22 protein-coding genes are annotated in these 26,464 nt (G+C 40.6%); 10 read left to right on the top strand and 12 right to left on the bottom strand.

What is annotated here, in order from left to right; translation table 11 throughout:
- Window positions 1-14 precede the first annotated feature (14 nt).
- Complete coding sequence (locus FVA72_RS07115) at window positions 15-932, bottom strand: GNAT family N-acetyltransferase (protein WP_110592117.1); 918 nt, start codon at window positions 930-932, stop codon at window positions 15-17.
- 269 nt (window positions 933-1,201) lie between these two features.
- On the opposite strand from FVA72_RS07115, the gene FVA72_RS07110 reads away from it, so the two are divergent.
- Complete coding sequence (locus tag FVA72_RS07110) at window positions 1,202-2,182, top strand: LacI family DNA-binding transcriptional regulator (protein ID WP_004261663.1); 981 nt, start codon at window positions 1,202-1,204, stop codon at window positions 2,180-2,182.
- Window positions 2,183-2,416: 234 nt separating this feature from the next.
- Here the strand turns inward: FVA72_RS07110 and fhuB are convergent, their stop codons facing one another.
- From fhuB to galE, 10 genes are all read right to left on the bottom strand, one after another.
- Entirely contained in the window at window positions 2,417-4,387 is a 1,971-nt protein-coding gene (fhuB, locus tag FVA72_RS07105) for a Fe(3+)-hydroxamate ABC transporter permease FhuB (protein WP_110592118.1), read from the bottom strand.
- Window positions 4,377-5,303, bottom strand: a complete 927-nt coding sequence (locus FVA72_RS07100) for an ABC transporter substrate-binding protein (RefSeq protein WP_110592119.1) — start codon at window positions 5,301-5,303, stop codon at window positions 4,377-4,379. The genes fhuB and FVA72_RS07100 overlap by 11 nt, the downstream gene beginning before the upstream one ends.
- Window positions 5,294-6,076, bottom strand: a complete 783-nt coding sequence (locus FVA72_RS07095; protein WP_110592120.1) for an ABC transporter ATP-binding protein — start codon at window positions 6,074-6,076, stop codon at window positions 5,294-5,296. Before FVA72_RS07095 ends, FVA72_RS07100 begins: the two co-directional genes overlap by 10 nt.
- 48 nt (window positions 6,077-6,124) lie before the next feature.
- Window positions 6,125-8,200, bottom strand: a complete 2,076-nt coding sequence (locus tag FVA72_RS07090; protein ID WP_110592121.1) for a TonB-dependent siderophore receptor — start codon at window positions 8,198-8,200, stop codon at window positions 6,125-6,127.
- A gap of 288 nt (window positions 8,201-8,488) precedes the next feature.
- On the bottom strand, window positions 8,489-10,120 hold the full coding sequence (locus FVA72_RS07085) for a sodium/sugar symporter (RefSeq protein WP_094962103.1): 1,632 nt from the start codon (window positions 10,118-10,120) through the stop codon (window positions 8,489-8,491).
- A 263-nt stretch (window positions 10,121-10,383) separates the two neighbouring features.
- Window positions 10,384-11,388, bottom strand: a complete 1,005-nt coding sequence (locus FVA72_RS07080; RefSeq protein WP_004261677.1) for a substrate-binding domain-containing protein — start codon at window positions 11,386-11,388, stop codon at window positions 10,384-10,386.
- A 153-nt stretch (window positions 11,389-11,541) separates the two neighbouring features.
- Window positions 11,542-12,573 carry a galactose-1-epimerase gene (galM, locus tag FVA72_RS07075; RefSeq protein ID WP_110592122.1) on the bottom strand — a complete coding sequence of 344 codons (1,032 nt, stop codon included), beginning with the start codon at window positions 12,571-12,573 and terminating at the stop codon, window positions 11,542-11,544.
- A gap of 35 nt (window positions 12,574-12,608) precedes the next feature.
- Complete coding sequence (galK, locus tag FVA72_RS07070) at window positions 12,609-13,763, bottom strand: galactokinase (RefSeq protein ID WP_110592123.1); 1,155 nt, start codon at window positions 13,761-13,763, stop codon at window positions 12,609-12,611.
- A 68-nt stretch (window positions 13,764-13,831) separates the two neighbouring features.
- Window positions 13,832-14,896 (bottom strand): UDP-glucose--hexose-1-phosphate uridylyltransferase, encoded by a 1,065-nt coding sequence (locus FVA72_RS07065; RefSeq protein ID WP_110592124.1) that lies wholly within the window; start codon window positions 14,894-14,896, stop codon window positions 13,832-13,834.
- A gap of 12 nt (window positions 14,897-14,908) precedes the next feature.
- Window positions 14,909-15,934, bottom strand: a complete 1,026-nt coding sequence (galE, locus tag FVA72_RS07060) for a UDP-glucose 4-epimerase GalE (protein ID WP_110592125.1) — start codon at window positions 15,932-15,934, stop codon at window positions 14,909-14,911.
- A 494-nt stretch (window positions 15,935-16,428) separates the two neighbouring features.
- Here galE and FVA72_RS07055 point away from each other — a divergent pair, with 494 nt between their 5' ends.
- The 5 genes from FVA72_RS07055 (at window position 16,429) to FVA72_RS07035 (ending at window position 21,719) form a co-directional block, all read left to right on the top strand.
- On the top strand, window positions 16,429-17,142 hold the full coding sequence (locus FVA72_RS07055; protein WP_004261689.1) for an IclR family transcriptional regulator: 714 nt from the start codon (window positions 16,429-16,431) through the stop codon (window positions 17,140-17,142).
- A gap of 63 nt (window positions 17,143-17,205) precedes the next feature.
- Window positions 17,206-18,834, top strand: a complete 1,629-nt coding sequence (locus FVA72_RS07050; protein ID WP_094962098.1) for an OPT/YSL family transporter — start codon at window positions 17,206-17,208, stop codon at window positions 18,832-18,834.
- A gap of 17 nt (window positions 18,835-18,851) precedes the next feature.
- The gene (locus FVA72_RS07045; RefSeq protein ID WP_110592126.1) at window positions 18,852-20,057 is read left to right on the top strand and encodes an aminotransferase class V-fold PLP-dependent enzyme; all 1,206 of its coding nucleotides are present in this window, start codon (window positions 18,852-18,854) and stop codon (window positions 20,055-20,057) included.
- Window positions 20,050-20,775 carry a dipeptidase PepE gene (pepE, locus tag FVA72_RS07040; RefSeq protein ID WP_137018934.1) on the top strand — a complete coding sequence of 242 codons (726 nt, stop codon included), beginning with the start codon at window positions 20,050-20,052 and terminating at the stop codon, window positions 20,773-20,775. Before FVA72_RS07045 ends, pepE begins: the two co-directional genes overlap by 8 nt.
- Window positions 20,775-21,719 (top strand): DUF1177 domain-containing protein, encoded by a 945-nt coding sequence (locus FVA72_RS07035; RefSeq protein WP_004261693.1) that lies wholly within the window; start codon window positions 20,775-20,777, stop codon window positions 21,717-21,719. The genes pepE and FVA72_RS07035 overlap by 1 nt, the downstream gene beginning before the upstream one ends.
- A 200-nt stretch (window positions 21,720-21,919) precedes the next feature.
- Here FVA72_RS07035 and FVA72_RS07030 read toward each other — a convergent pair whose 3' ends face one another.
- Window positions 21,920-22,549 (bottom strand): NAD(P)H-binding protein, encoded by a 630-nt coding sequence (locus FVA72_RS07030; RefSeq protein ID WP_110592128.1) that lies wholly within the window; start codon window positions 22,547-22,549, stop codon window positions 21,920-21,922.
- Between the two features lie 209 nt (window positions 22,550-22,758).
- Between FVA72_RS07030 and hemP the strand changes: the two genes are divergently transcribed.
- The 4 genes from hemP to FVA72_RS07010 all read left to right on the top strand — a co-directional run bounded on the left by hemP (window position 22,759) and on the right by FVA72_RS07010 (window position 26,450).
- Window positions 22,759-22,932, top strand: coding sequence for a hemin uptake protein HemP (gene hemP / locus FVA72_RS07025; protein ID WP_226617232.1), 174 nt, complete (start codon window positions 22,759-22,761; stop codon window positions 22,930-22,932).
- Between the two features lie 99 nt (window positions 22,933-23,031).
- Entirely contained in the window at window positions 23,032-23,310 is a 279-nt protein-coding gene (locus FVA72_RS07020; protein WP_137018932.1) for a hypothetical protein, read from the top strand.
- A gap of 52 nt (window positions 23,311-23,362) precedes the next feature.
- Window positions 23,363-25,375, top strand: a complete 2,013-nt coding sequence (locus FVA72_RS07015) for a TonB-dependent hemoglobin/transferrin/lactoferrin family receptor (RefSeq protein ID WP_110592129.1) — start codon at window positions 23,363-23,365, stop codon at window positions 25,373-25,375.
- A 25-nt stretch (window positions 25,376-25,400) separates the two neighbouring features.
- Window positions 25,401-26,450: a hemin-degrading factor gene (locus tag FVA72_RS07010; protein ID WP_096863328.1), complete on the top strand. Its 1,050-nt coding sequence runs from the start codon at window positions 25,401-25,403 to the stop codon at window positions 26,448-26,450.
- Window positions 26,451-26,464 lie beyond the last annotated feature (14 nt).

Genomic DNA, 26,464 nt, shown 5'->3' with positions numbered 1-26,464 from the left:
ATTTCTATTTTTTATTAGCCACTTTCAGGTAAAAAGGACGGCATAACCACGCCGCTTGGTTTCTGCGCAGCACCTTTGACTTGCGCAAGATGCAATTCACAAATTCTACCGCCCCATCGTAATAGCGCTTGGCACAGTGCGCTTCGCTCTGTGGGAACTAAAACGACTGGCATCGCACCACGATGATGTTTGTCTAGCATCCAACCGAGTAAATCCAGCGCTACCTCATCACGATAGCTGCAGCCGGGCCCTAACATCCTCGATGCGGGGTGTGCGATAGAGGCAAGATAACCTTCGATGCGCTGGTTATGTTCCCAGACTGCAATTCGCCATAACCCGCCGGTGTCATTTAAAAAATATTCAATATCCCGCTGACGACTAATACCTAATAAATCCGCTTCCAATTGTAAAATAGCCGGTAAGTCTTCGGTTCGAGCATCTCGCACAATTCCTTCGGTCAAGCGAGGGAGATTCACGCCTTGCTCTGGTACTGAAATCACCATGTCTTGGTAAATTGCATAAGGTGTAAAACCGCCGCGGCGATAAAGAGAATAAGAGTCTAAATTCAGGGCACTTGAAATTAAGCGAATGGGTAAATTTCCGGCTAATTCATCCGCTTTGGACAGTAATTTCTTTGCAATACCCTGTCCAAATGCGTCGGGATGGACATTCATAATCCCAAGGCCCAAATGTGTTTCTCGTGGGTGAAAAAAACACGAGCCAAGAATATTGAGTTGTGAATCACGGGCTAACCAGTGGTAGTCAGGATCAAGTTGTTGGTATACATCAACAAATAAATGGCACTCTTCAGGCGCAGACTGAAATATTGCGCCTAAACCATCTTGTTGATACCAGACATTCGTTGAGTGATAAATCAAATGCGCGACTTCACTCCGATCAGCGCATTTCGCAAGCTGTAGTTGTATATCCATTCATTACCTCTCATGTTTTATTGTTTATAAAATGAGGCTTTTCACTAAATGGCAGCTAAATCCAAAAATGAAATCGATTACATTTTTACTGAAATCGATTTCATTTATAAAATATAGCCAAATTGTTTCTTTCAGCAACTAGCTGAATGGTTCAATAATGATCTAAAAGATAAATTTGCAATCTGCATCACAAGTTGCTTGTATCAATCGTACTTTTCATCACGATGTTGCATACTGTGCATGGCAATAGACAAAAGGAAAAGTGAATAATGTCGATAGAAAAAGTGGCGAAAATTGCAGGAGTCTCTGCCGCAACGGTTTCACGGGTATTGAATGATCAACATATTGTAAAACCCGCAACTCGAGATAAAGTTCTCGCCGCCATCGCTCAGTGTAATTATCAACCTAATTTATTAGCGCGCCAGCTACGTACCTCGCGTAGTCGCATGCTATTGGTGCTGGTGTCTAATATCACTAACCCCTTTTGTTCATTGGTTGTACGTGGTATTGAAGAAGAAGCGGAACGCCACGGCTATCATATTTTGTTATGTAATTCTGAATCCAATCCAACGCGTGAATCCGCTTATCTGAGTTTACTCAGAGGTAAGGTTGTTGATGGCGTCATCACTATGGATGCTGTGAGTTGTTTGCCGGGGCTTACTGATATGATTGGGGATTTTCCGTGGGTACAGTGTGGTGAAGGGGATCCAGAATTTCGTGCTTCTTCGGTTACTATTGATAATTCACAAGCTGCTAGCGCAGGCGTTTATCATTTAGCAGCGAAAAATCGCCAACGCATTGCATTAATTAACAGTGATATGCGTTACCTCTATTCACAACAACGGGAACAAGGGTACCGAAAAGCACTCGCTGAACTTGGCTTTGAATATTGTAAAATCGAGTATGTAGAAGAATTAGATTACACCGCGGGGGCGAAGGCCATGGAAAAGTTACTGCAAAATGCGCCCAAACCCGATGCTGTATTCGCGATTTCTGATGTCATCGCAGGCGGTGCAATGAGTGTTTTGCATCAGCAGGGATTGCATATTCCGAATGATATTGCTGTGTTAGGGTTTGATGGTGTGCCCTTCGGTGAAGTAACCACACCGCCATTAAGTACCATTGTGCAGCCGATGCATCAATTTGGCATCCGTAGCGTTCAACTGCTACTCAATAAAATTAAGCACCCGCAACTCGATGACAGCCATGAAATCCTCGAATGGCAATTAATTGAACGCGGCTCAACTTAACTCACTTTTTTACCTCCATTCTGGGGCAGTGATATTGAAATAATACGGATAAGAAACGACGCTATAATTTTTCTAGTGAAGCGGTTTTGTCTCCTGTATCAACCCATATTTTGATCAATACAGAAGTCGTACCTTCGTTAACAACCTTCAATGCAACACTACCCAAAATTCATTGTTTAGTGTTAGTTAGCTCGCCTTGAGTAAGGCTTTAACTAACCACATTTACACCATAAATTATGACTTGATTTTATTCATCGCCATCAGCAATAAAAAATATCCACCACCTAAAATAGCGACAAAAATTCCAGCCGCAATCTGTGTTGGATAAATAATAATTTGGCCTAGCCAATCTGCCCAAACCATTAATATACTGCCGATCAACCCACTAATAATAAGTTGTTGTTTCGCCTTTTTAGCGCCAACTAAAAAAGCCATATGGGGTGCAACTAAACCAAGAAATGCAATGGGGCCAACAGTGGAAGTGACAAAGGCACACAATAATGCAACTAAGATTAATAGCAATATAGTCGCTAATTGTGAATTTAGTCCTCTTCCCTGTGCAAATGTTCGACTAATTGATAATAAAACTAGCCAACGATTTAACGTGATCGCTAATATAGTTAACACAACAACACTGATTGAAAAAATAATGGCCTGTTGCCCTTCCACACGATAAGTTGAGCCTGAAAGCCATAATAATATCCGATAGCTACTCAATGTCCCTTGAGCTAAAAAGAACTGAACAAAAGCTTCTAACGTTGCCGTTAGGCAGATCCCTGTCAAAATTAAACTTGCTGGTGCGTATTGGTGCCGTTTACCTAGATATAACAATATTCCTAATACAATCAGGCTCCCGATTAAAGCAACACCCCAAAATGAGGTTTGAATAGCCGTGCCTAATAGTAGGCTAAATAGAACGAGTGCCGCTGTAGCCCCTGAAGAAACCCCTAAAATATCTGGGCTTGCCAACGGGTTATAAATAATCCTTTGTAATAAAACCCCCGCAATACTCAAGGCTAATCCAGCAAATGTCGCCGCTAATAAACGAGGCCATTTAATATCCCATTGAAAACTTGACGGCAGTTGCCAATAATATTGTTCACCATTCGTTTGTAAGCAAAGGGAAAATACAACTCCACTTACTAACAATAAAATAAGAATAGATACCGTGGTTTTAGAAAGTATTATTTTTGTTGGTAATAACCCTATCGATAATTGATCTTGGGCTGTCATAGTTCGGCGGCTAAACCAGATCAATAAAGGAGCACCAATAGCAGCTGTCATTACACCCGTAGGAACCACAATATTAAGGTAATTTGTTAGTGCGATTGCCCCGCTGTCTGCAAGAAGCAATAAAATAGCCCCTACAACTGCACTATTTAATAACTCTTGCCTTGTACTCATATTACCCATTCGCCGTACTATATTTGGAGCTAATAAACCAATAAAACTAATAACCCCTACAGTTGAAATAGTCGCCGCCACTAACCAAGATGCTAAAACAATAAAAAGTAAAAAAATCGGTAAAACGGATAAGCCACGAGCTTTAGCCCCCTCATGGCCTAATTTCAATAATGTCAAAGTACGTGGGGCGAAACAGATAATAATAATAACAGGGAACAATAAAGGTAATAAACCAACCACTTTTTGCCAGCCATCTTGCGCTAAATTTCCAGCTCCCCACATAAAAATGTTTTGTGCAAATTGCGAATTTAATGTAATTAATGCAGTCGCTATAGCACCAAACAAAATATTTATGACCATTCCTGAAACAACTAACGGAATGCCTGTCATATTACGAATACCTGCAATTAATATTACTAAACCAAATGCAAGTAATGCTCCCACCATCGCAGCTAGCGTTTGATATAACCCAATCTCGTTACTAAACCAAATATTGACTACCACTAATGCTAACCAAGCACCGGATGATGAACCTAACGTTAGTGGTGAAGTAAGATTATTTTGTGTTAATTGCTGCATCAAACTGCCCAATAAACCAAAAGTTGCTCCCACTAATAATGCCATAGCAAGGCGTGGTAATTGGCCATATAAATAAAAATAATCAGCAAATGTATCGGCTGAAGCTGGATGGATAACTAAAAATAATTGCTGACTGAGTGTAACCCCAGGTTCGAGCTGAAGGTTAATCAGCGCGATCACCATTAATACAAAAAATAGTATTGAGTGCTGTTTAGTTGTCATTATGAGGAGCAACCTGTAATAAGCTTTCTGTTAATGCTTCCGCCATTAATTGCAAGGAAAAGACACCACCATAATTCCAAACGGGACGAACACTATTTATCCGCCCTTGTTTAACAAAAGGCATCGACTGCCATAATATGGAATCATTCAGTTTTTTTTCTTCTACAAATGGTTTGATGTATAACACGTACCCATCATTTATAAACTGCAATGAATTTATTCGTCTCTGCTCTATTCCCCAAGGACGTGCGGGGACTAAAATAGCAGGCTTTAATGCAAGCTGTTCAAGAACATAATTGAGTGTTGAATTCTCAGTATAAAGAAAAATAGTGCTTAAACTTGAAAACCGGATAACAGCAACACTTGGTTTCGTTGTAAAAGCACGTTCAAGTTGTGATCTTAATTCAGCAAAACGTTTATCCATTTTCACTAAATATTCATCGGCAAAAGACGTCTTCTCAAATAAGCGAGCCAACGTTTTAAAATGCGCAATGGCTACAAGCCCTGAGTCATCTTGGCGTGCAAAATTTGATAAATAAACGACTGGCGCTATTTTTTCCAATAAAGGCAGTAAATCTTCTTGCGCGCTACTTGCAATAATAACATCAGGTTTCAATGCGGCAATTTGCTCTAAATTAGGCTCAGCCCGGGTTCCTACCTCTTTGACTGAAGAAGGAACAACTGGGTCAACAACCCATTGCTGGTAACTCTCTAATTCCGTGGCCCCAACAGGTGTGATTTCAAGCGTTAATAGCTGCTCCAGTAAATCCCAATCTAAAACCACAACACGCTGAGGCGGCGAATTGAACTCGATAATGCCGCGACTGTCCGTAACAGAATAAGCCCGTGTATAAAATGAGCATAATAATGTACTTGTTAATAAAATAAGGCCAAGCAAATTGATTCTTAAGCGCATACGATAGCAACCCTATGATGTTCTGACTCGGGAAAACTAGGATGTGGTATTAATTTAATCGGAGTATCGTAGAGTGACGATAGCCTTGCTTCATCATGGAGAAGAACGCTTTTTCCCTCAAATTCTATTTTCCCTTTTTTTAATGCCACGATGTGTGTTGCATACCGTAAAGAAAGGTTGAGGTCATGAAGGATCACAATCACACCAATCCCATGAACTTTATTAAGCTCACTCAATAAATTCATTAACTGGTATTGATGGTGAATATCTAATGCAGAAGTCGGTTCATCCAGTATTAAAACTGGTGATTGTTGAGCAAGTAACATGGCAACCCATGCGCGCTGGCGCTCTCCACCAGACAAGTTGTCCGCTAAGTTCGCGGAAAACCCCTCAACCCCAGCTTTCTCCATCGCTTGTTGGATAATAATTTCATCGTCAGCTTGCCAGCGACCAAGTGCACCTCGCCACGGAAAACGCCCTAACCGCACAAGTTCTTTCACAGACAGCCCCGCTGAGGCTGGCAGTTTTTGTGGTAAATATGCGATTTTCTGCGCTAATTCTTTCGTTTTATATTGAGAAAGACTCGTGCCATTTAAATCAATTTTCCCGCTATCCGGTGCCATCTGCCCAGAAAGGAGATTAACCAGTGTAGATTTTCCTGAACCATTATGACCAAGAACCACTGTGAGTTCTGTTGTGGGTATATTTAACGAATCTATAGATAAAATAGAACGATGATCGCGAACGATATTAATATTTGCTAATCGAAACATAGAAAGGACTCAAGGCATGCCAACATTATTAGCATGCCTTTTTTAAAATTACCAAGTGTACTTTGTTTGTAACACAAATGAGCGCGATTGGCCGTAATAGCACCAGGTATCACAGGATGAAACATACTCTTTATTGAGGATGTTATTCATGTTGAACTGGAACTGCCAATTGTTCGATAATTGATATATCGCGGCCATATCCCAGAGCGTCGCACTAGGAACAGAAAGGTTGCTGCTTGCTGGGTTATCCTTTGATTGACCATAATAGCGAATACCAGTTCCGAGTTTTAACGACTGGTTACTCACGATTGGAATTTCGTAGTCAGTCCAGACAGTCGCCATATGTTTGGGGATCATACCAGCCTGTTTACGTCCCTTACCACCTGTTTGATCTGTTTTCGCATTGGTATAAGTGTATGTCGCTTTAATATCCCAATTATCAGTAACACTTGCAAATAGTTCTGTTTCTATACCTTGTGAAGTGACTTTACCTGTTTGTGTTGCAACAGGGTGTTCAGGAGTTGTGACTAACGCATTTTTTTGTTCGATATCGAACCAAGCAATATTCCAATAACCATCCATAAAATAAGGTGTATATTTGATACCTGCTTCAAATTGCTCACCTTTAAGTGGTTTATATAGTTTTTGGGTTGTTGGGTCGATTGTCGATTGAACTTCAAAAGATTGAGAGTAATTTAAATAAGGTGAAATGCCATTGTCAGCAATATACATTAAACCCGCATTTAAACTCATCTGCCCATCATTTCTAGACTCATCTTCTGCTTTTTTATGTGCTTTATTTTCAGTTTTTACCCAATCATAACGTGCACCAACGACCCCAATCCATTTGCTATCAAGCTTTGTTTGGTATTGTGAATAAATACTAGCTTGTGTTTTATCAATAGTGCGATGAATGTTATTTGATGGGTCAAGTGGGGTATAGTGCCCATAAACTGGCTTCCACGGGTTAATTTTACCAAAAGCATAATTATCCTGTTCATCGCCTTTGGTTTGATGATATTGGAATTCAATGCCCGCAAGTAAGGTATTTTCAAACCGTTCACTATCCCATTCACCGACGATATTGTTATCAAAACTAAAACTTTGGTTTTTACCATCGCGAAAAACAATACCTTGCCCCAATTCCTGCACGGTAGGGTCTGCATTAAAGAAAGCATAAACACTTCTGAGTGTTAGGTCGTTGTAACCATAATTTACACGCTGCGCAAAACGCCACTCATCATTAAATTGATGTTCTAATAAATAACCCACTGAGAACTGAGTCCGCTTGTATTTATCGTAATCAGGCTCACCTAAATTGGTTGATGGCTTAATTTTACCGTAATTAGAGTGAATTAATGTTCCCGCCGCTGGGAAAAAAGGATTCGTGGGCGTACCATCATCGTGCAGATACGTCCCCATTAACGTAAGTACAGTCTGATCAGACAAGTCAAATGCCGCACTTGGCGCCAGATAAATACGTTTATTATCCGTGCCTTTGAGTTCCCCATCCGATTTTTTCATCGTTCCCACTAAACGGTAGCGGGCACCTGCATCGGCTGATGCTGTAGAAAGATCAAAGCCTAGCGCTTGATGATCGTTATTACCCGCTTCTAAAAATATTTCATTTTTAGCATTAATAGATGGCTTTTTCGTTACTAAGTTAACAGCGCCTCCAGGAGTGGATTCGCCAAAGAGAACGGCTGATGCCCCCTTCACGACTTCAATACTTTCCAATCCATAAGGTTCAAGTAGCCAAGTGTAGTAGCCATCTCGATATAACCGGCTATTATCTAAATAAGTTGCGGCATCAAAACCGCGAACTTTGAACCAATCCGTATCATTATCAGCCCCATAAGGTTGTGCAACAACCCCCGAGGTATAACGAAGTGCTTCATCAATTTTTTGCGGAGCATGTATGGTCAAATCTTGTTCCGTAATGATCGAAACAGATTTTGGCGTTTCTTGCAGCGCAGTATTCACTTTGAGTGCTTGTGCACTAACAACGAAAGAGTCTTTTTTGTCGCTATTTTGTTCATTTGCCATGGATTGGTTTTGAACAGCCAGCGCTAACAGAGTGAAAATGGCAACCTGATGTAAACGAAATAAACCTAAATTTTTCACAAAATAGTTCCAATGATAATAATAATAAGTCTCAGTATTATTCCTAAAAATAAGTCAAATTAAAATCAATTTGGCATATTTGCTTATAACAAATAGTTATTAAAAAAATAAAATTAAACACAATTAACCATACATAAGGAAGGGAGATTATTAGTCAAGAATAACGAAAATGATCTCGATGCGAATATTAGGTCATTATTTAAGTTAACAAACGCAAAAAATAAGGCGGGAATGACCTTTCCCGCCTCGTGCTATCATTTTACTTATCAGCTTGTTAGAAGTTTTGGATTACCAGAACAGCGCATATAGCACACATAAGATAACCATAATTGCGTATGATGCGATATTGAAGCCTGTCGATGTTTTAAAGGTCTCCGACGTTAGGATAATAGCCCCTTCACAGTCATCTTCTTTTGCCGTTGTCAGGCTAATTAAACCAATCACCACCGCAGTAAAGAAGAAGGTGTACATCATTTGGTCAAGGAATGGCATACCTAACGGCATTAGTTTTAAGAATAATGCAAACGGAATTGAGAGCAGCACACCGATAATCGCGCCTTTCGCATTGGTTTTCTTCCAAAATAGACCTAATAAGAATACCGCTAAGATACCTGGGCTAACTAACCCGGTATATTCCTGAATATATTGGAAAGCTTGTCCAATGTTACCCAGTAATGGGGCGATGAAGCATGCGACGATTAACGCAACAACTGCACTAATCCGCCCGACATTCACTAATTTATGGTCCGCGGTTGATGGAGCAATGTATTCTTTGTAGATATCCATGGTGAAAATAGTTGCCACTGAGTTCAACATGGAAGCTAAAGAAGAAACGATAGCCGCAGCTAATGCCGCAAACACAACCCCTTTAGCGCCTACGGGTAAGAATTGTGTTAACCATGGGTAAGCTTTGTCCGCTTGGGCCAATGTTGGCATATGTTCTTGTGCCATCGTTCCTAATCCCGCCAGTAATGCAGGGTCAGAAACTATCACAAATGCCGCAATACCCGGTACGACAACAAGGATTGGGACAATAAGTTTGAGAAATGCTGCGAAAACCAAGCCTTTTTGCGCTTCATTAATAGACTTAGCGGCTAATGCACGTTGAATAATATATTGGTTGAAGCCCCAGTAATATAAATTAGCAACCCATAAACCGCCAATTAACACGGCAATACCGGGTAAATTACTAAACTGTGGGTTGTCTTGGCTTAAAATCATTTCAAAATGCGCAGGCGCTTCACTTGCCATACGGCTCATACCTGCGAATAACCCCGCATCACCGCCAATATAGCTCACCGCCATTATCGTGGTTAAAAAGCCGCCTAAAATTAAGAAGAAAACTTGTACAACATCCGTCCACGCAACCGCAGATAGCCCGCCATAAAGAGAGTAAATCACTGCAAATAATGCTAAGCCGAAAATAGCATAATGCATTGGAATACCTAGGATTGTTTGTAATGCTAACGACCCTAAATAGAGAACTGAAGTTAAATTAACAAAGATAAATAATGCCAACCAGAACACGGCTAAGATCGTTTTTAACGTTTTATTGAAACGTTTTTCAACAAACTCTGGAATGGTAAAAATACCTTTATCAATAAACACGGGCATGAAGTATTTTGCGACAATGATCAGTGTTAGTGCTGCCATCCATTCATAGGATGCGATAGCCAAACCTATTGAAAAACCAGAGCCCGACATACCAATAAATTGCTCTGCTGATATATTTGCCGCAATCAGTGAAGAACCAATAGCCCACCAAGGTAATGTTTTTCCTGCTAGAAAATAGTCTTTTGTACCTTTCTTTTGTCCTTTTTTATCTCGAGAAACCCAAAGACCAACACTAATAATGACAAGCACATACAGAATGAATATTCCGTAATCTAATGTGCTTAACCCAACCCCTTCAGTTTGCATAATCAAATTCCTTCGCCAAGTGATAACAAAGCAAGTGTAAACGTTACCACAAAATATCACCGTTAGATGAATCACATATTTTCACAATATCCTCTAAAGAATTAACTTAATGGACTAAATAGCAGAAATTAATGTAAATTTTCATAGGTGATAGAAGAGAAGGTACCAGGAAGTAATCTAGATTTTAATAAATTCGTGAAGTTCATCAAATATTAATGAAAACGTTTACACTTATTTTCGTAACGCTATGGCCTATAAAATACTTAGGCGTGCAAAGGTCTAACTGAATTACGTTGAACCAATGTCGGAGAGTAAATCAAACTTTCACCTGTCGTTTTTTCCCCTCTCGCTAAAGAAAGTGCTAGTTGTGTGGCTTTTTCTGCCATCATTTGGATAGGATAACGAATTGTTGTTAAGCGTGGATGGATGTAGCGGGCAATCAACACATCATCAAAACCAATAACCGAGACCTGTTCTGGTGAGTGAATTTCATTTTCATCTAATACCGCGATGGCTCCCGCGGCCATAAAATCGTTGTAACCCACGACCGCTGTGATTTCGAGTGATTTTATCAGTAAGTTAGTCATCGCTTGCTCCCCACCTTCCCCATAAGGAGCGCCATATTCAATATAACTATCAGACAGTTGAATACCATTATTTTTTAACGCATCTCGATAACCCTGTAAACGCTGTACCGCATCCTCAATTTGGTGATTTGATGAAATGTACGCAATTTTAGTATGCCCATGTCGAATAAGATGTTCTGTCGCTAAATATGCGCCCTTGTAGTTATTTAAAGAAATACAACGGGTTGCAATTTCATCAATATGGCGGTTGATCAGTACCATACTTGGGACTTCTTTTGCATATTGAAGCAGTTCAGCATCATCCAGGGCTTTAGAGTGGATAACCAAAGCATCACAGCGGTTGTTAATCAACAACTCAATCGATTGGCGCTCTTCCTTGGCATTATGGTAACCATTACAAATCAGAATATGTTTACCATTTTTATGCGCTACGGCATCAACGGCTTTGACCATAACGCCAAAAAAAGGGTCGGAAACATCGTTAACTAACACCCCAATGGTATTTGAACTTTGGTTCACAAGAGCTCGCGCAGCGGCATTGGGACGATAACCTAGCTTATTCATTGCACTCTTTACTGATGCAATAGAAGCTTGGCTTGCCTTCGGTGATTGGTTAATCACTCGAGAAACAGTTGCAACCGAAACACCTGCTTCTTTTGCCACATCTTTGATTGTCGCCATTGTGCACCTCTACAATTAGGATGGCTTATTAAACAATGAGCTAGAATTAAAAACAATGGCATAACGCATATTAAAATTATTTAAAGTAAAATAATGGATTTATCGTGCAAAAAAGAAAACACCGCTTAGATGCGGTGTTAATCATATATAGATTTAGAAAATAAATTGATAGCAGGTTTCACTACAATAAATTTGATTAGGCTGTGAAATCGGGCTGTATCGTTCTCCCCATTCAGGGTGATTAACAGCATCAGGTGGAAACTGTGTTTCAAATGCAACCCCAGAAAAAGGCGTATAAGATTTAGTTTTACCCGCAACTGAAACTAAATAATTCCCTGTATACAACTGCATAGAGGGCATCGTTGTAGAAATATTCATCTTTACGTCTCCCTCAGGAGCACTCAACGATGCCACCGTTTGCCGCCCATCAATACGGGCTGCATCTAGCATAAAAGTGTGGTCATATCCCCCAGCAGAAATTTGGTCGTGATCTTGTAGAAAGTCACGGCCAATGAGTTTGCTTTGGCGAAAATCAAAATAACTACCAGTGACATTACGCCACTCTCCGCTAGGGATCCCTGCTTTATCTGTGGGTAAATAACAGTCACTGTAAATCGTAAGAGCATGATCTAGCGCTGTCTTTTCACTACCTTCACCCGCCAAATTAAAATAAGTATGGTTGGTTAGGTTTACAGGACAGGCCTTTGTAGTTTGGTGCTTATAACGGATAATCACTTGATTTTCATCCGTTAACTCATAACTCACCTCAACTTTCAATTCCCCGGGAAAACCTTGGTCACCATCGGGTGAAATGAGTGAAAAAATAGCCTGTTGAGTACTAGGTTGTGATATGGCCCAAATCCGATAACTAAAATTGTCCTGCCCACCATGTAAACAATGCGGCTCTTGATTGGCTGACACTGAATAATTTTCACCATGAATAGAAAAACGTGCATTCGCTATACGGTTAGCTACGCGCCCGACTGTCGCGCCCAAATACACGTCTTGTTCCTTTTGTTTATCCATATTTGGTGAACCTAGAACCACATCTCGTCTCCCATGTATTAGCGGCAAAATACAACTTACCCAGCTTGCCCCTAAACTTGTCAGGACAATTTTCATGTCATTTTTATTGGTTAACTCTACGACTTTGGGCGTCTGATTTTTTTCTTGATTAAACAGCATGTTATATCAACTTTTTTCAATTTATTAATTTGGTTTTAACTTACCACACTCGCACCTGAGCTTGGCTGGCAAACATAAATATCGGCTTGTAGGCCTGTCATTTTCTGGTATTGCGCTTCTACCGCGTCAATCACCGGTTGAACACATTGCTGCTGCATCAGTGCAACCACACAGCCGCCAAAGCCTCCTCCTGTCATTCGTACCCCGCCCTGAACACCTAAAACGGACTTAACGATATCCACTAAGGTATCAATTTCTTTGACGGTGATTTCGAAATCATCACGCATAGAAATATGGGATTGCGCCATTAACTCACTTAACTGCAATAAATCATTTTGTGTTAATGCTTTTGCTGCCGCTAAAGTACGTTCGTTTTCACTGATCACGTGTTTGGCTCGCTTAGCAACGATAGGCGATAATAGATGTTGCTTCTGTAAAAACTCATCAAATGTGATGTCACGTAACGCTTTCACCCCAAACAAATTAGCAGCTTCTTCACATTGTTGGCGGCGTGTATTGTATTCACTTCCAACCAAACCCCGTTGCTTATTTGAGTTGATTATCATCACAACCAGATCATCAGGTATGGAAATAGGAAATAGCGCCAAACTGCGGCAATCAATCAATAGAGCATGGCCTTCATCACCACACGCTGAAATCAGTTGGTCCATAATACCGCAGTTACAACCAACAAATTGGTTCTCAGCTTGTTGGCCATTAAGCGCGATATCTTGCTGGCTAATATCTAATTGATACAAAGCCTTAAGTGTTTGTCCAATCACAACTTCGAGTGAGGCTGAAGAACTTAACCCCGCGCCTTGCGGCACATTACCACTGACTGCAATATCGCAACCATTGAATAAAAGCCCTCTTTGTAAGAGAAACTTCACGACACCGCGAATATAGTTTGCCCACATTTTTTCAGGCAAAAATGCAATTTCGCTATCCAAACTGAATTCGTCACATTCATTATGGTAGTCAGCCGCAACGACTCGGATGATACGATCATCACGTTTAGCCGCCGCGGTCATCGTTTGGTAATCAATCGCACAAGGCAAAACAAAGCCATCATTATAATCCGTATGTTCACCGATAATATTCACTCGCCCCGGCGCTTGAACATAAATTTCAGGTTGATAACCAAAGTTTTTTTCAAACGACGAGGCAACAGTTTGCTTTAACGTTTCCATTTTTAATTATCCTTAATGCGTAATTTGGTTAACCCAGCAAACAGCTAAGTTAATTATAATTTGATGAATTATTTAGTAGTTTGACTTTGTTTATAATGGCAGTCACTCACATCACGTAAACGTTGTGCGGCCTGTTCTGGTGTCAGGTCTCGCTGAGTTTCAGCTAACATTTCATACCCCACCATGAATTTTTTCACCGTCGCTGAGCGCAGTAATGGCGGATAAAATAAGGCATGTAGTTGCCAGTGATCGATACTTTGGCTTTCATTAATAAAAGGTGCAAAGTGCCATCCCATTGAATATGGGAAAGAGCAATGAAATAGATTATCGTAACGGCTTGTGAGTTTTTTTAGCGCAACAGCAAGGTCTGCACGAATGGCTTCATTCATTTCATCCATACGGCGAATATGCTGCTTTGGCAATAACAGGGTTTCAAATGGCCAAGCTGCCCAATAAGGAACAAGTGCAATCCATTCTTCAGTTTCAACAACAATTCGTGAGCCATCTTGTTGCTCAGCTTTAATATAGTCAATTAATAAGTTGCTGCCATGACGTTGATAATATTGCGTGAGAAAATGGTCCTTACGTGCAATTTCATTAGGTAAAAAATCACTTGCCCAAATTTGTCCATGAGGATGCGGTTGAGAACACCCCATTATTTCCCCTTTATTTTCAAAAACCTGAACCCAAGCATAACGTTCACTTAACTCAGCAACTTGTTGCTGCCATGTTTCGATAACACCTTCAATTTCAGGTACAGACAGCTCTGGCAGTGTTTTACTGTGATCAGGCGAAAAGCAAATCACTCGACTAACCCCACTCACCGATTGTGATTGAAACAATTCAGATTGATTATCAGGTTGAGCGCAGGGTTGTGCTAATAGCGCACCATGGTCATTCTGGAATACATAAGTCCCTTGGTAGTTAGGATTCACTTCCCCGGAAACCCTTGTATTACCAGGGCACAAGAAGCAATGCTCATCATATTGAGGTAAATTTTCTATTGATGGTTTTTCATCTTTGCCGCTCCACGGGCGTTTTGCTCGATGAGGGGACACTAACACCCACTGGCCTGTTAATGGGTTATAGCGACGATGAGGGCAATCCGAAGGGTTAAAAGGCAAAATATTCATCTCATGCATCTCCTAAACTTCATAACCATTGGGATTATTTGATTGCCAACGCCAACTGTCAGTCGCCATATCCTCAAGAGTTCGCTCCGCTTGCCATCCTAGTTCATGGTGCGCTTTTTCTGGTGTTGACCAGTATTCCGCAATATCCCCAGCACGACGTGGTTCAATCACATAAGGAATGGCTTTTCCAACTGCTTTTTCAAATGCATGTAACATTTGCAAAACACTGGTACCGTTCCCCGTACCCAAATTGTAGCAATGTAACCCTGCTTGATTACCAACCTTTTGTAGAGCAGCAACATGGCCATCAGCTAAATCCATGACATGAATATAATCCCGAACCCCCGTCCCATCCACCGTAGGGTAATCGTTTCCATAAATCACCAATTTTTCTCTTTTCCCTACTGCAACTTGGGTAATATAAGGTGTTAAATTATTTGGGATCCCTTGTGGGTCTTCTCCCATCAAACCCGATGGATGAGCACCTACTGGGTTGAAATAACGTAATAATGTTAATGACCATGACGGGTCTGAGTGAAATAAATCAGATAAACAACGCTCAACCATATACTTGCTGGTGCCATAAGGGCTTTGCGTATTACCCGTTGGGAACTCTTCGGTGATAGGTAAACGACTGGGCTCGCCATATACCGTTGCTGACGAACTAAAAATCAAACTTTTCACGTTCGCTTCCTGCATACAGCGCATTAATACCAATGTCCCATTGAAATTAACATCATAGTATCTAAGCGGGTTTTCTACTGATTCACCAACCGCTTTTAGCCCTGCAAAATGAATAACTGAATGAAATTGATGAGAAGAAAGAATGTGAGCTAGCTGTTGCTCATTTCGAACATCACACTGATAAAATACTGGGCGCATACCGGTTAATCTTTCAATACGATTAAGCACTTCTAGCTTTGCATTACACAAATTATCAATAATAACTGGTGATAGCCCAGCCTTTATCAATTGAACACAAGTATGACTACCGATATACCCGAGCCCGCCTGTAACGAGAATTTCAACCTGTTGCATCTCTCTTCCCCCAATACTGCTTAAATTGCATTCTGTCTTCCAACTTGTCATTGCTACCGAGTATAACAACGAGTTTAGATAAGATTCTGTGATCAACCTCGACTTAGTGTAAACGTTTACACAAAAATATAAAATAATCTATTTCTCACATAAATAAATCGCATCAGGAAAAGATCATTCAAGGTAAACAAATTCTCCTGTTTTCACCAATAACTCATTTATCCATTTCCGTCCTTTTGATTGTTTCGCTAGTAGGAACAGCTAAAGAATAAAAAAAATAGATTAACTTCAAATAGTTATAGAGAAAGCAAGAAAAAAAAGATAAATGATAAGAACTGTTTTAGTGACCTACTTAACACAGACGCAACAAATCATTTACTTTGCATATTGTTTCATCTAAATATGTTTGTATTACCAAACGGCACACTGTTCCCGTATAAGGAACAAAAATATAACAATAGTGCTAATTCAACTAATTATAAACAGGGGAAGCTATGAATAACCGACTACAATCTGCTGGTTTCGTATTAACCTTGTTAGATTACTTTTCAATCAACAAGCCCATATGGGGAGTACGTGAGTTAGCTCGTCATCTTGATAAGAGCCCTTCCGTCGTACAGCGGGGTTTTAATATTCTAGAAGAGCAAGGTTTCTTACAAAAAAATAAAAATAAAGAATATTTATTAGGCTTGCGGTGTATTGAAATCGGTCATTTAGCCAATAACACACGCCAGTTTTCACAATTAGCGAGTGACTACTTACGCCCTCTCGCTGATAAAACACATGAAACCATATTTATTTATCGCCGTTACAATGATATCGCTATTTGTAATTTCATTTTAGAAAGTGACCATCTTATCCGCTTTACATCTAAAGAAGGAGAAGCGTTGAGCTTGCATGAAGCCCCATTTACACAAATCATTTTAAGCTCAATGGATATTTCATATATTGATGAATATCTTTCTAAACATAATTTGCAAAATAACACCTTATTAAAAAAGCAATTAAGTCTCTATGCTGAAGAAGGATATGCATATTCAAAAGAAGCTTATTTAGCAGGAACACAAGGGTTATCCGTTCCTATATTTTCTTTTGAAAAAGGGGTATTAGGCTCGTTATGCATTGCAGCATCAAGCCAAAGTAAAAATTTAACCGAGTATTATCCATTATTAAAATCCACAGCCAGTAAATTATCTACCATATTTTAAATCCATGGTGAAATAATAAGATAAAAAGCAGTTATTAATTATTAAAATAAAATAGGTAACTCTATGAATATATCTCATGATAAAAATGATACTGAGGTACGTGTATCTATTTTTTCTCCAGCACTACTCATCGCAATAATTATATTATCTTTTGTTGGTGCTATTATTGGTATTCAGATTATTGTCACACTAGGAATCTCCGCAAACACATCAATTATCGGTGCTGTTCTCGCCATTTTATTATCTCGTGTCCCACTTTCTATATTCGCATCATTTAAATTTATCGATGCGCAAAATTTAATTCAAACTAGCATCTCTGCAGCAACCTTTGCTGCAGCAAATGGTTTAATAGTAGCCATTGGTGTGCCTTGGGTATTGGGTATGCCTGAATTAATTTATCCGATGATGGCTGGAGCTTTCGTTGCGATTATCATTGATGGCACGATTTTATATGGCTTGTTTAATACCCGCGCCTATCCTGCCAGTGCATCTTGGCCTGCCGGTGTTGCCACCGCAGAAACTTTGTGGGCAGGAAATAAAGGTGGAAAGCGGCTTGGCGCATTGCTGACAGGCTTTGCTGCTGGAGCCATCGGTGCAGGTTTTGGTATCCCAATGGCATCCGCAGGGATCGCGTTGATTGGCAGTATTTTCGCGTTATTCATGTTTGCTGTTGGACTTCTCATTCGCGGTTTTTCTGAGTCAGGGCTAATTACTTATAATTTATATGAAAACTATGTCCCACACGGTGTGATGATTGGTGCAGGTATCGTCGCATTAATCCAAATCGGAGCCATTGTATTTCGCAACAAGAAAGATAGTCAGCAACAAAGCGAAGATAGTGATGAATTACGCCAAAGTAGCAAACGTATCAAATCAACCTTAATCAAAGGGGCAACGTTCTACTTTTTAACCGCATTAGCACTCACATTTATTAGCCAAATATTTGTCACCATGACATTGCCACAACTTATTGGATTCCTCATTTTTGCGACCTTAGCCGCTTTAATCCAAGAGATGATTGTGGGTATGGCTGCGATGCATTCTGGCTGGTTTCCTGCAACTGCAGCAGCTCTTATCTCATTGATGATTGGTATTTTACTGGGGTTTCCCCCCGAAGCATTGGCCGTTTTAGTTGGGTTTTGTGCCGCGACAGGCCCTGCTTTTGCCGATATGGGTTTTGACCTAAAAACGGGGTTTATGATCCGCGGTTATGGTAAAAACCAATCTGCAGAACATTATGGGAGAAAACAACAATATTTCGCCGCTATTATCGGTTTTTGCTGCGCCTTGGTGGTGGTTGCACTTACCTACGATTTTTATTTCGAACAAGACAAAATCGTTCCTGCATCAAGGCTTTATGCCGCTACGATCCAAGCAGGAAGCTCCTCAAATGTGGCAATGATGTTGTTATTGTGGGCCATACCGGGTGCCATCATTCAGTTAATTGGCGGTGCTAAAAACCAGATTGGCGTACTCTTCTCAACTGGCTTGATGATTAACTACCCTATTGCAGGTTGGACGGTTCTTACTGCACTCGCGGTTCGAATTATCATTGAGCGTTTCTTCAATATCAGTTCCGATAAAATTTCAACTTTCGCTGGTGGGCTTATTGCTGGCGATGCTCTTTACTCCACGGCTAAAGCATTCCTGCCAACCCTCAAAGCGAAACTGCTTTCCTTCTGGGCTAAATAACTTTATAGGGAATAATAATGACGAATATCTGGTCGCAAGTGCAAAAAGACACTCTAGTTTCACAACATTACGCTTATTTTGATACGGGAGCCGCTGCACCACCGCCAAAACCGGTAATAGACGCAGTAAAGCGCTATCTTGATAAAACCGCAGAGCAAGGGACTTATTTACCGAGCTTCCGCAAGCAAACCTATGAGCAAGTTGAAATTTGTCGACAAAAATTGGCCGCATTTATCGGTGCAAAGCCCAGTGAAATTGCATTTACCAAAAATGGCACAGAATCTATCAGCTTGATTGCTAGAGGTATTTCTTGGCAAGCTGGCGATGAAGTGATAATTCCTGATACTGAGATGCTCAGCAATATTGCAATTTGGCAACTGTTAGCGCATGAAAAAGGAATAAAAATTATTAAGGTGAGTGCGGATAGCTATGGTGTCCTTTCACCTGAATCTATCGAGCAAGCGATAACCTCCAAGACAAAGCTCATCAGTTTCGTTGCGCTATCTAACATAACTGGGGTAATTCAACCTGTGCAGGCTATTTGTGAGATAGCCAGAAAGCATGGTGTACTTAGCCATATTAGTGCTTCACAAGCCATTGGAATGTATAACGTTAATGTTCAAAAATGGCAATGTGACTTTATGTCATCATGTGGCCGAAAAGGGTTAAGAGCGATAGAAGGCAGTGGCATTCTGTTTGTTCGTGAATCATTGGTACCATCATTAACCCCCACACTGGTCGGTTGGTGGAATAGCTCAATTGACCCACAAACAGGAGACGTTATTCTGCCTCAAACAGCAAAACGCTTTGAAGCGGGCTGCCCAAATGTTCCGGCCATTATTAGTTTAGATTCGGCTTTAGACTATGCTGTAAATATCGGTATTGAACAAATTGAGAATCGCAACCAAACACTCACTCAATATGCGATGCAGCAATTATCTCAACTTTCTGGTGTCGAAATTTATGGCCCTAATAATAGCCACCAGCGAATAGGAATAATTCCATTTAATATTAACGGAATCCCCTCTGATGTATTAATGCAAAAATTAGAAGCTAAAAATATCATTATTGAATCAGGTCACTTTATGGCAACCGCTATTTTAAAGTTCTATCAAATAGAAAAAATGGCCCGCTTATCACTTCATTATTTTAATAGTGAAAAAGAAATCGATTTATTAATTAATTCAATAAAAAAAATCAAAAAGGAATATAGCAATGACTAATGCGTTATTAATGAGTAGTTCACGTATGGGGAATATGAATTATTTACAACATGCGGGCGAACAAATCCATCGTTTATTACAACATAAAAAACAAAATATTCTATTTATTCCTTATGCCGCAGTTACATTCAGTTTTGATGATTTTGAAGCAATTGTAAAACCGGTATTTAATGCTTTAGGTTATGAATTAACATCAATTCATCACTTTAGCGACCCTGTTGCGGCAGTTAAACAAGCACAAGCGATTGCTATTGGCGGCGGAAATACCTTTGCCTTATTAAAACGCCTATATGATGCCAACATAGTGGAGCTGATTTCACAACGAGTTAAATATGAAAGCATTCCCTATATGGGATGGAGTGCAGGCAGTAATGTTGCAACACCGAGTATTCGCACCACCAATGATATGCCAATTGTCCAACCCCCTACATTTAGTGCGCTGAATATTTGCCCATTTCAAATTAACCCGCATTTTATTTCTGGTAAACCAATTGGCCATAATGGGGAAAGTCGTGAAGAGAGATTAAATGAGTTTTTAACGATTAACCCCATGGAAGAATTGATCGCACTATATGAAGGAACTGCATTATTTATTGAAAACCACCATGGCACCATTTTAGGTGAGCAAAATGCCCTATGGTTACGGGGACCTAATAAGATTGAAGAAATTGCTACCAACAAGCCATTCAAATTAAATATTATTAAAGGAGTGCAATAATGTCTTTGAATTATCTAAGCCAAGTTTATGACTTATTAGACACCCCTGATGTTGATGGCGAAAAAATGGCAGCGCTACTTCATTCTGTTGGCTCAAATGATGCCATCATCACTGTTACTTCTATTCCTTATGAATCCCCAGAGGATACAAGTCAGTTATGCCATTTTATAAAAGTATTAATCCCAGGCTCTGAGGGCAAACACCGTGGAGGCACTTACCCGACTTTAGGCATTATCGGTCGTTTAGGTGCACAACAGGCACAACCGAATCGTATTGGAATAGTTTCTGATGCTGATGGGTCAATTGTCGCTTTTGCCAGCGCGATGAAGTTGTTGGATATGGCGGCAAAGGGGCAGAGCCTCAAAGGGGACGTAATAATTAGCTCTCATATCGCCACGCATGTTTCGATTACTCCTCATGACCCTGTCGATTTTATGGGGATGCCAGTTTCATCTAATACCATGAACCAATATGAAGTCGATAAACAGATGGATGCTATTTTATCCATCGATACATCAAAGGGAAACAGCATCATTAAGCACCGAGGGATTGCGATTTCTCCCACGGCTATGCAAGGCTATATTTTACGCGTCGCACCTGATTTAGTTCGCTTACTGGAGTATGCAACAGGAGATGTGGCAAAGACGTTTCCTATCACCACACAAGACATTTCTCCTTATGATAACGGTGTTTATCACTTTAATTCTATAATGCAACCGCATATTGCAACACAGGCACCTGTTGTTGGCCTTGCCATTACGGCTAAATCGATTGTCCCCGGTAGTGAAACAGGTGCAAGTTATGAAAGTGAGTTAATCGATGCAACACGCTTTACCGTGGAAGTCGCTAAGCAATTTTGTTGGGATAAAATTCGATTTTATCAGCAAGATGAATATGAAACACTTTATGATTTATACGGTTCATTAGCACAGATTCAGGGGTAACCTTCGAAGAGTAAAAGCCCACATTTGTGGGCTTTAGGTTGATGACAAACATAATATGTTTGTCATCAATCAGTATGTTTACCAACCCTATATTAACTTTTGTAATTCCTAAATCGGTTAGCATTTCAGGCATCATAAAATTGAAGCTTTTGTGTGTGAAACAAAAAACAACATAAACAACAAAAATGAACTAGCCAGTGTTATATAAGCTGTTTAGATGAAATAACACGAACCCCTTTCGTGGGATTTATTGCAGCCTCAAATAATGCCTTCGCAATATTTGTTGCGGGGCTAACTTGGCAGCTCGCGGGCAATATAGATGATAGACAGGAAATAATACGAATCACAACAACTTCCCCCAAACGCACTTTTTGGCGGTCACCACGAATCACATTCGGGCGAACTAAAGTTAAAGAATCAAAACCCAGTAATCTTAAATCTTGTTCAAGCTGCCCTTTTACTCGGCTATAAAAAAAAGGTGACTTAGCGTTTGACCCCAAAGCAGAAGTCAATACAAATGTCGGGCAGCCCCATTTTTTGGCTAGCCTTGCACAGGTTAAAGGATAGGTGTAGTCCACTTGACGAAATGCCGCCTTTGAACCAGCAGCTTTGAGGGTTGAGCCGAGCGCGCAAATCACAGCATCGACTTCCCATAACGCAGCCTCGTCAGGTAAATGGTTAAAATCAACAATAGGTGCTTGTAATTTCTCATGTTCTGCTAATGCATGTCGTGTTGGCGCTATCACCTGAGTCACACGAGAGTCTGCAAGTGCCAATGATAAAACATGACTTCCCACAAGCCCTGTCGCTCCTAACAGTAATATTTTCATTTTATTCACCCATGCAATGAATAGAGAAACTCAATTATAGCCTTGTAAGTGGGGAACCACTAGATTAATGCTGTTTTTTCGTACGAACTTAGTTTTTTGTGGCTCTTTTGTTGTTTGATTGTGAAAATTACTTGATATTGGCAATCATTCTAAAGATAATCATTCTCAATATCATTTCGATTATCAACAAACTTAGTATGGTAAATAATATGACAGCCCCAGTTGCAGAAAATACCGTCGAAACGGCGAAACAACCCGTTAAAACTGACGTGATAGAAAGCCAACAATTATTGGGCCCTGCCGGTAAGGTCTCAATTCAACATAATGGCGAGCTTTATCAATTGAGACAAACACGTACAGGTAAGTTGATCTTAACTAAGTAAGCCATACCCAAAGTAAGTCGTACCAAAACTTAATTCGCAAGCCACCTAGGTTAATTATCCAGGCAGCCAGCTTAATCTAAACATAGGAAAAGGTTTCTTATGGAGTTTAAACTGACGTCTGTATTTCACATTTGTGCCACTAAATATCGAATCAGCAAGGATAGCCACTCGATACCTGACTATCGCGCAGCGGTAGCGTTAATGTGCCACATCCCAAATAGTCCTGCTGAACACCAACCAGTTACTGACTATTACCTCAGCTTTATACCTTCATTAGTTGTTTACTCCTCTTGCTATGTTCAGACACCGCTTACATGCAATTTTTCCTGTGTCATACCGAATTCAGGTCCTCCAGACCAATACATCGCTATCAATTAATACGAATTCACTCTGCTTAATACAGATAAAAACTATATGGAGTATCACAATTATGTCCCCTGTTTTGCGAATGTCAGTCCTAACCAGTGCCATCTTAGGCGTGATAGCAAGTGCTCAAGCACAAACAACAGAACCATCACCAAAAAAAAATCATCATGATGTGATGACTGTCTATGCGACAGGTAGCGAACGTGACAGCTTCGAAACCCCGATGATGGTCACGGTGATCAAAAATAATTCACCTGAAACGCAAACGGCCAGCACCGTCAATGACATTTTACGTAAAGTTCCCGGGATTGGTGTCACCGGTACCAGCCGTGCAAATGGGCAAGATATTTATATGCGCGGGTTTGATCGACGCGGCATTTTGACCTTAGTGGATGGTATTCGCCAAGGCACAGATACAGGCCATGTCAATGGCACCTTTATCGACCCTGCTCTGATTAAGCAAGTTGAAATTATCCGTGGCCCTTCTGCCCTACTCTACGGCAGTGGTGCCATGGGCGGTGTGATTGCTTGGGAAACCGTTGATGCCAAAGACTTATTACGTGAAGGCCAAGACCACGGTTTCCGTGTCTTTACCGAAGCCGCTACTGGCGATCATAGCTTCGGTTTCGGCGGCACTGCGTTTGGCCGTAGTGATAACCTTGATGGGCTATTCAGCTTTGTCACGAAAGAAACCGGTAATGTCCGCATGAGTAATGGCGATGACATGAAAAACAAGGAAACCATTGGTAACCTGCTGGCAAAAGGAACATGGCAAATCGATGATGCACAAAAGCTTTCTGGCCAAATGCGTTATTATAATAATGATGCCAATGAGCCTAAAAACCCGCAAGAAATTAATGTAGGGAGTGACAATCTAAAAGTTAACCGTACCACTCGCCAACGTGATGCACAGATAACTTATCAAATTAAACCGGGCTCACAGGAATGGCTAAATTTTAAAGTCACGCCTTATTACTCCGATATTAATATCACGGCAAAAGGCCAAGGAACCCCCTATGAAGGTCGTACACAAAAAACTTATGGCATAAAAGCGGATAACCGCTCTAACTTTTATGACTTGCCATTAGCATCACATAACCTGACTTACGGCAGTGAAGCTTATAAGCAAAAACAAACTCCTTATGCAAATACCACCCAATTCCCCGATGCGGACATCACCTTTGCATCCGGCTTTTTACAAGATGAAATTAGCCTAAAAGATTTGCCTGTTTCCTTTATTGTCGGTACGCGCTATGACCACTATAAAGCGACATCTGATGGCAATGAAGATGTGAAAAAAGGTAAATGGTCATCTAAAGGTGCCGTTAGCATCACACCAACAGAGTGGTCAATGCTATTTGCGTCATATTCAGAAGCCTTCCGAGCCCCTTCTATGATGGAAATGTATAACGACGAGGTCCACTTCCAAATGGGGCCAATCGTTAATAGATGGAAACCAAACCCTAATCTGAAACCTGAATCAACCCGTACCGCAGAATATGGTTTTGGTCTGCGTTTCGATGACCTATTGATGGATCGTGACAACCTACAATTTAAAGCCAGTTATTTTGATACCAAAGCGAAAGATTACATCAACACATATGTGAATGTTGATAGATATATTTTGCAAAATAACTACACCACATCAATCAATACTAAACGTGCCAAAATTTGGGGATGGGATGCCTCAATGGATTATAAAACAGACTATTTCAATTGGAGTTTGGCTTATAACCATACTGAAGGAAAAGATGAATCTAATGGAAAATCAATAACATCAATTAAACCTGATTCTGTCACCAGTAATCTGGCCGTACCTATTGCAGACAGCGGTTTTTCAGTGGGCTGGCTAGGGGAGTTTACGCGCCATACAGAATTCAATAAAGCCTCTAAAGCAGAACAACAAGCCGGCTATGCCGTACATGACTTCTATGTGAGTTATCAAGGTGAAGGACAACTCAAAGGGTTAGGAACCAGTGTCGTGTTAGGCAATGCATTTGATAAAGAATACTACTCATCACAAGGTATTCCTCAAGATGGACGTAATGCCAAGCTGCTTGTCAGCTTCCAATGGTAATTCACACAATATTAAGGAGATAAACGTGAATTCAGCACTTTACGAGCGTTACCAACAAGCAAAAACAGATAACAAAGCCAAATACGCTCGCGATCTCGCCGCCTATTTAAATGTATCTGAAGCTCAGCTACTGCATAGTCGTGTTGGTCACGACAAAGCTGTTCGTTTAAATGTCGATGCCCCCACTTTGTTGACAGAATTAGCCACTGTTGGGAAAGTGAAAGCGATTACCCGTAACGAATATGTGGTTCATGAGCAAGTTGGTCGTTATGACAATGCAACCTTTAGCCCACACGGTGGGTTAATTTTAAACCCTCGCGCCCTTGATTTACGGATGTTTTTCAGCCATTGGGACGCTATCTTTGCTTTGACGGAAGACAGCAAACACGGTGAGCGTCATAGTATCCAATTTTTTGATAAACAAGGTGACGCACTACATAAAGTTTACACCACCGATGAAACGGATATGGCGGCATGGCAGGCATTGATTGAAAAATATGCTACCCAAGATAACCCGGAGCTCATCCATGAAACAGCAACTGCATTTACCAATCAGCCCGTTAGTGAAGAGCTAAAACAACAATTAGAACAAGAATGGCGCAACATGACAGACGTTCACCAATTTTTTGTTCTACTCAAGAAAAACAACCTCAGCCGCCAGCAAGTTTTCGCTGCGGTTAGCGATGATTTGGCTTGGAAAGTGCCTAATGATTCCTTCAATCAGCTGATTAACACTGCGTTCAAAGATCAAAACGAAATTATGATTTTTGTGGGCAACCGCGGATGTGTGCAAATTTTTACTGGTGAAATCAAAAAAATCATGCCATATCAAAGTGAAGGTTCAGACTTAAAGTGGCTAAATATTTTCAATCCTGATTTCACCTTGCACATGATTGAAAATGGTATTGCCGAATGTTGGGTCACACGCAAGCCAACGCAAGATGGCCATGTGACTAGCCTTGAAGTCTTCGATAACCAAGGAAATCAAATCGCACAAATGTATGGGCAGCGTACGGAAGGGACTCCAGAGCAAGAGCAATGGCGCCAACAAGTCACCGCATTACCACGCATTTAAAACTAGGTAACTTA

The organism is Providencia sp. PROV061, from assembly GCF_011045655.1.
GTDB lineage: Bacteria > Pseudomonadota > Gammaproteobacteria > Enterobacterales > Enterobacteriaceae > Providencia > Providencia hangzhouensis.
Note: the sequence above shows the minus strand (reverse complement) of the source record. Positions and strands in the feature narration are given on the sequence as shown.

Bases quoted from the DNA above. Each gene is read 5' to 3' on its own strand.
- FVA72_RS07020 (WP_137018932.1), top strand. From the start codon at position 23,032: ATGGAGTTTAAACTGACGTCTGTATTTCACATTTGTGCCACTAAATAT.
- FVA72_RS07095 (WP_110592120.1), bottom strand. From the start codon at position 6,076: ATGTTTCGATTAGCAAATATTAATATCGTTCGCGATCATCGTTCTATT.
- pepE (WP_137018934.1), top strand. From the start codon at position 20,050: ATGACTAATGCGTTATTAATGAGTAGTTCACGTATGGGGAATATGAAT.
- FVA72_RS07030 (WP_110592128.1), bottom strand. From the start codon at position 22,549: ATGAAAATATTACTGTTAGGAGCGACAGGGCTTGTGGGAAGTCATGTT.
- FVA72_RS07045 (WP_110592126.1), top strand. From the start codon at position 18,852: ATGACGAATATCTGGTCGCAAGTGCAAAAAGACACTCTAGTTTCACAA.
- FVA72_RS07080 (WP_004261677.1), bottom strand. From the start codon at position 11,388: ATGGCGACAATCAAAGATGTGGCAAAAGAAGCAGGTGTTTCGGTTGCA.
- FVA72_RS07015 (WP_110592129.1), top strand. From the start codon at position 23,363: ATGTCCCCTGTTTTGCGAATGTCAGTCCTAACCAGTGCCATCTTAGGC.
- FVA72_RS07055 (WP_004261689.1), top strand. From the start codon at position 16,429: ATGAATAACCGACTACAATCTGCTGGTTTCGTATTAACCTTGTTAGAT.
- fhuB (WP_110592118.1), bottom strand. From the start codon at position 4,387: ATGACAACTAAACAGCACTCAATACTATTTTTTGTATTAATGGTGATC.
- galK (WP_110592123.1), bottom strand. From the start codon at position 13,763: ATGGAAACGTTAAAGCAAACTGTTGCCTCGTCGTTTGAAAAAAACTTT.
- FVA72_RS07035 (WP_004261693.1), top strand. From the start codon at position 20,775: ATGTCTTTGAATTATCTAAGCCAAGTTTATGACTTATTAGACACCCCT.
- hemP (WP_226617232.1), top strand. From the start codon at position 22,759: ATGACAGCCCCAGTTGCAGAAAATACCGTCGAAACGGCGAAACAACCC.
- galM (WP_110592122.1), bottom strand. From the start codon at position 12,573: ATGCTGTTTAATCAAGAAAAAAATCAGACGCCCAAAGTCGTAGAGTTA.
- FVA72_RS07050 (WP_094962098.1), top strand. From the start codon at position 17,206: ATGAATATATCTCATGATAAAAATGATACTGAGGTACGTGTATCTATT.
- galE (WP_110592125.1), bottom strand. From the start codon at position 15,934: ATGCAACAGGTTGAAATTCTCGTTACAGGCGGGCTCGGGTATATCGGT.
- FVA72_RS07085 (WP_094962103.1), bottom strand. From the start codon at position 10,120: ATGCAAACTGAAGGGGTTGGGTTAAGCACATTAGATTACGGAATATTC.
- FVA72_RS07110 (WP_004261663.1), top strand. From the start codon at position 1,202: ATGTCGATAGAAAAAGTGGCGAAAATTGCAGGAGTCTCTGCCGCAACG.
- FVA72_RS07115 (WP_110592117.1), bottom strand. From the start codon at position 932: ATGGATATACAACTACAGCTTGCGAAATGCGCTGATCGGAGTGAAGTC.
- FVA72_RS07100 (WP_110592119.1), bottom strand. From the start codon at position 5,303: ATGCGCTTAAGAATCAATTTGCTTGGCCTTATTTTATTAACAAGTACA.
- FVA72_RS07065 (WP_110592124.1), bottom strand. From the start codon at position 14,896: ATGAATATTTTGCCTTTTAACCCTTCGGATTGCCCTCATCGTCGCTAT.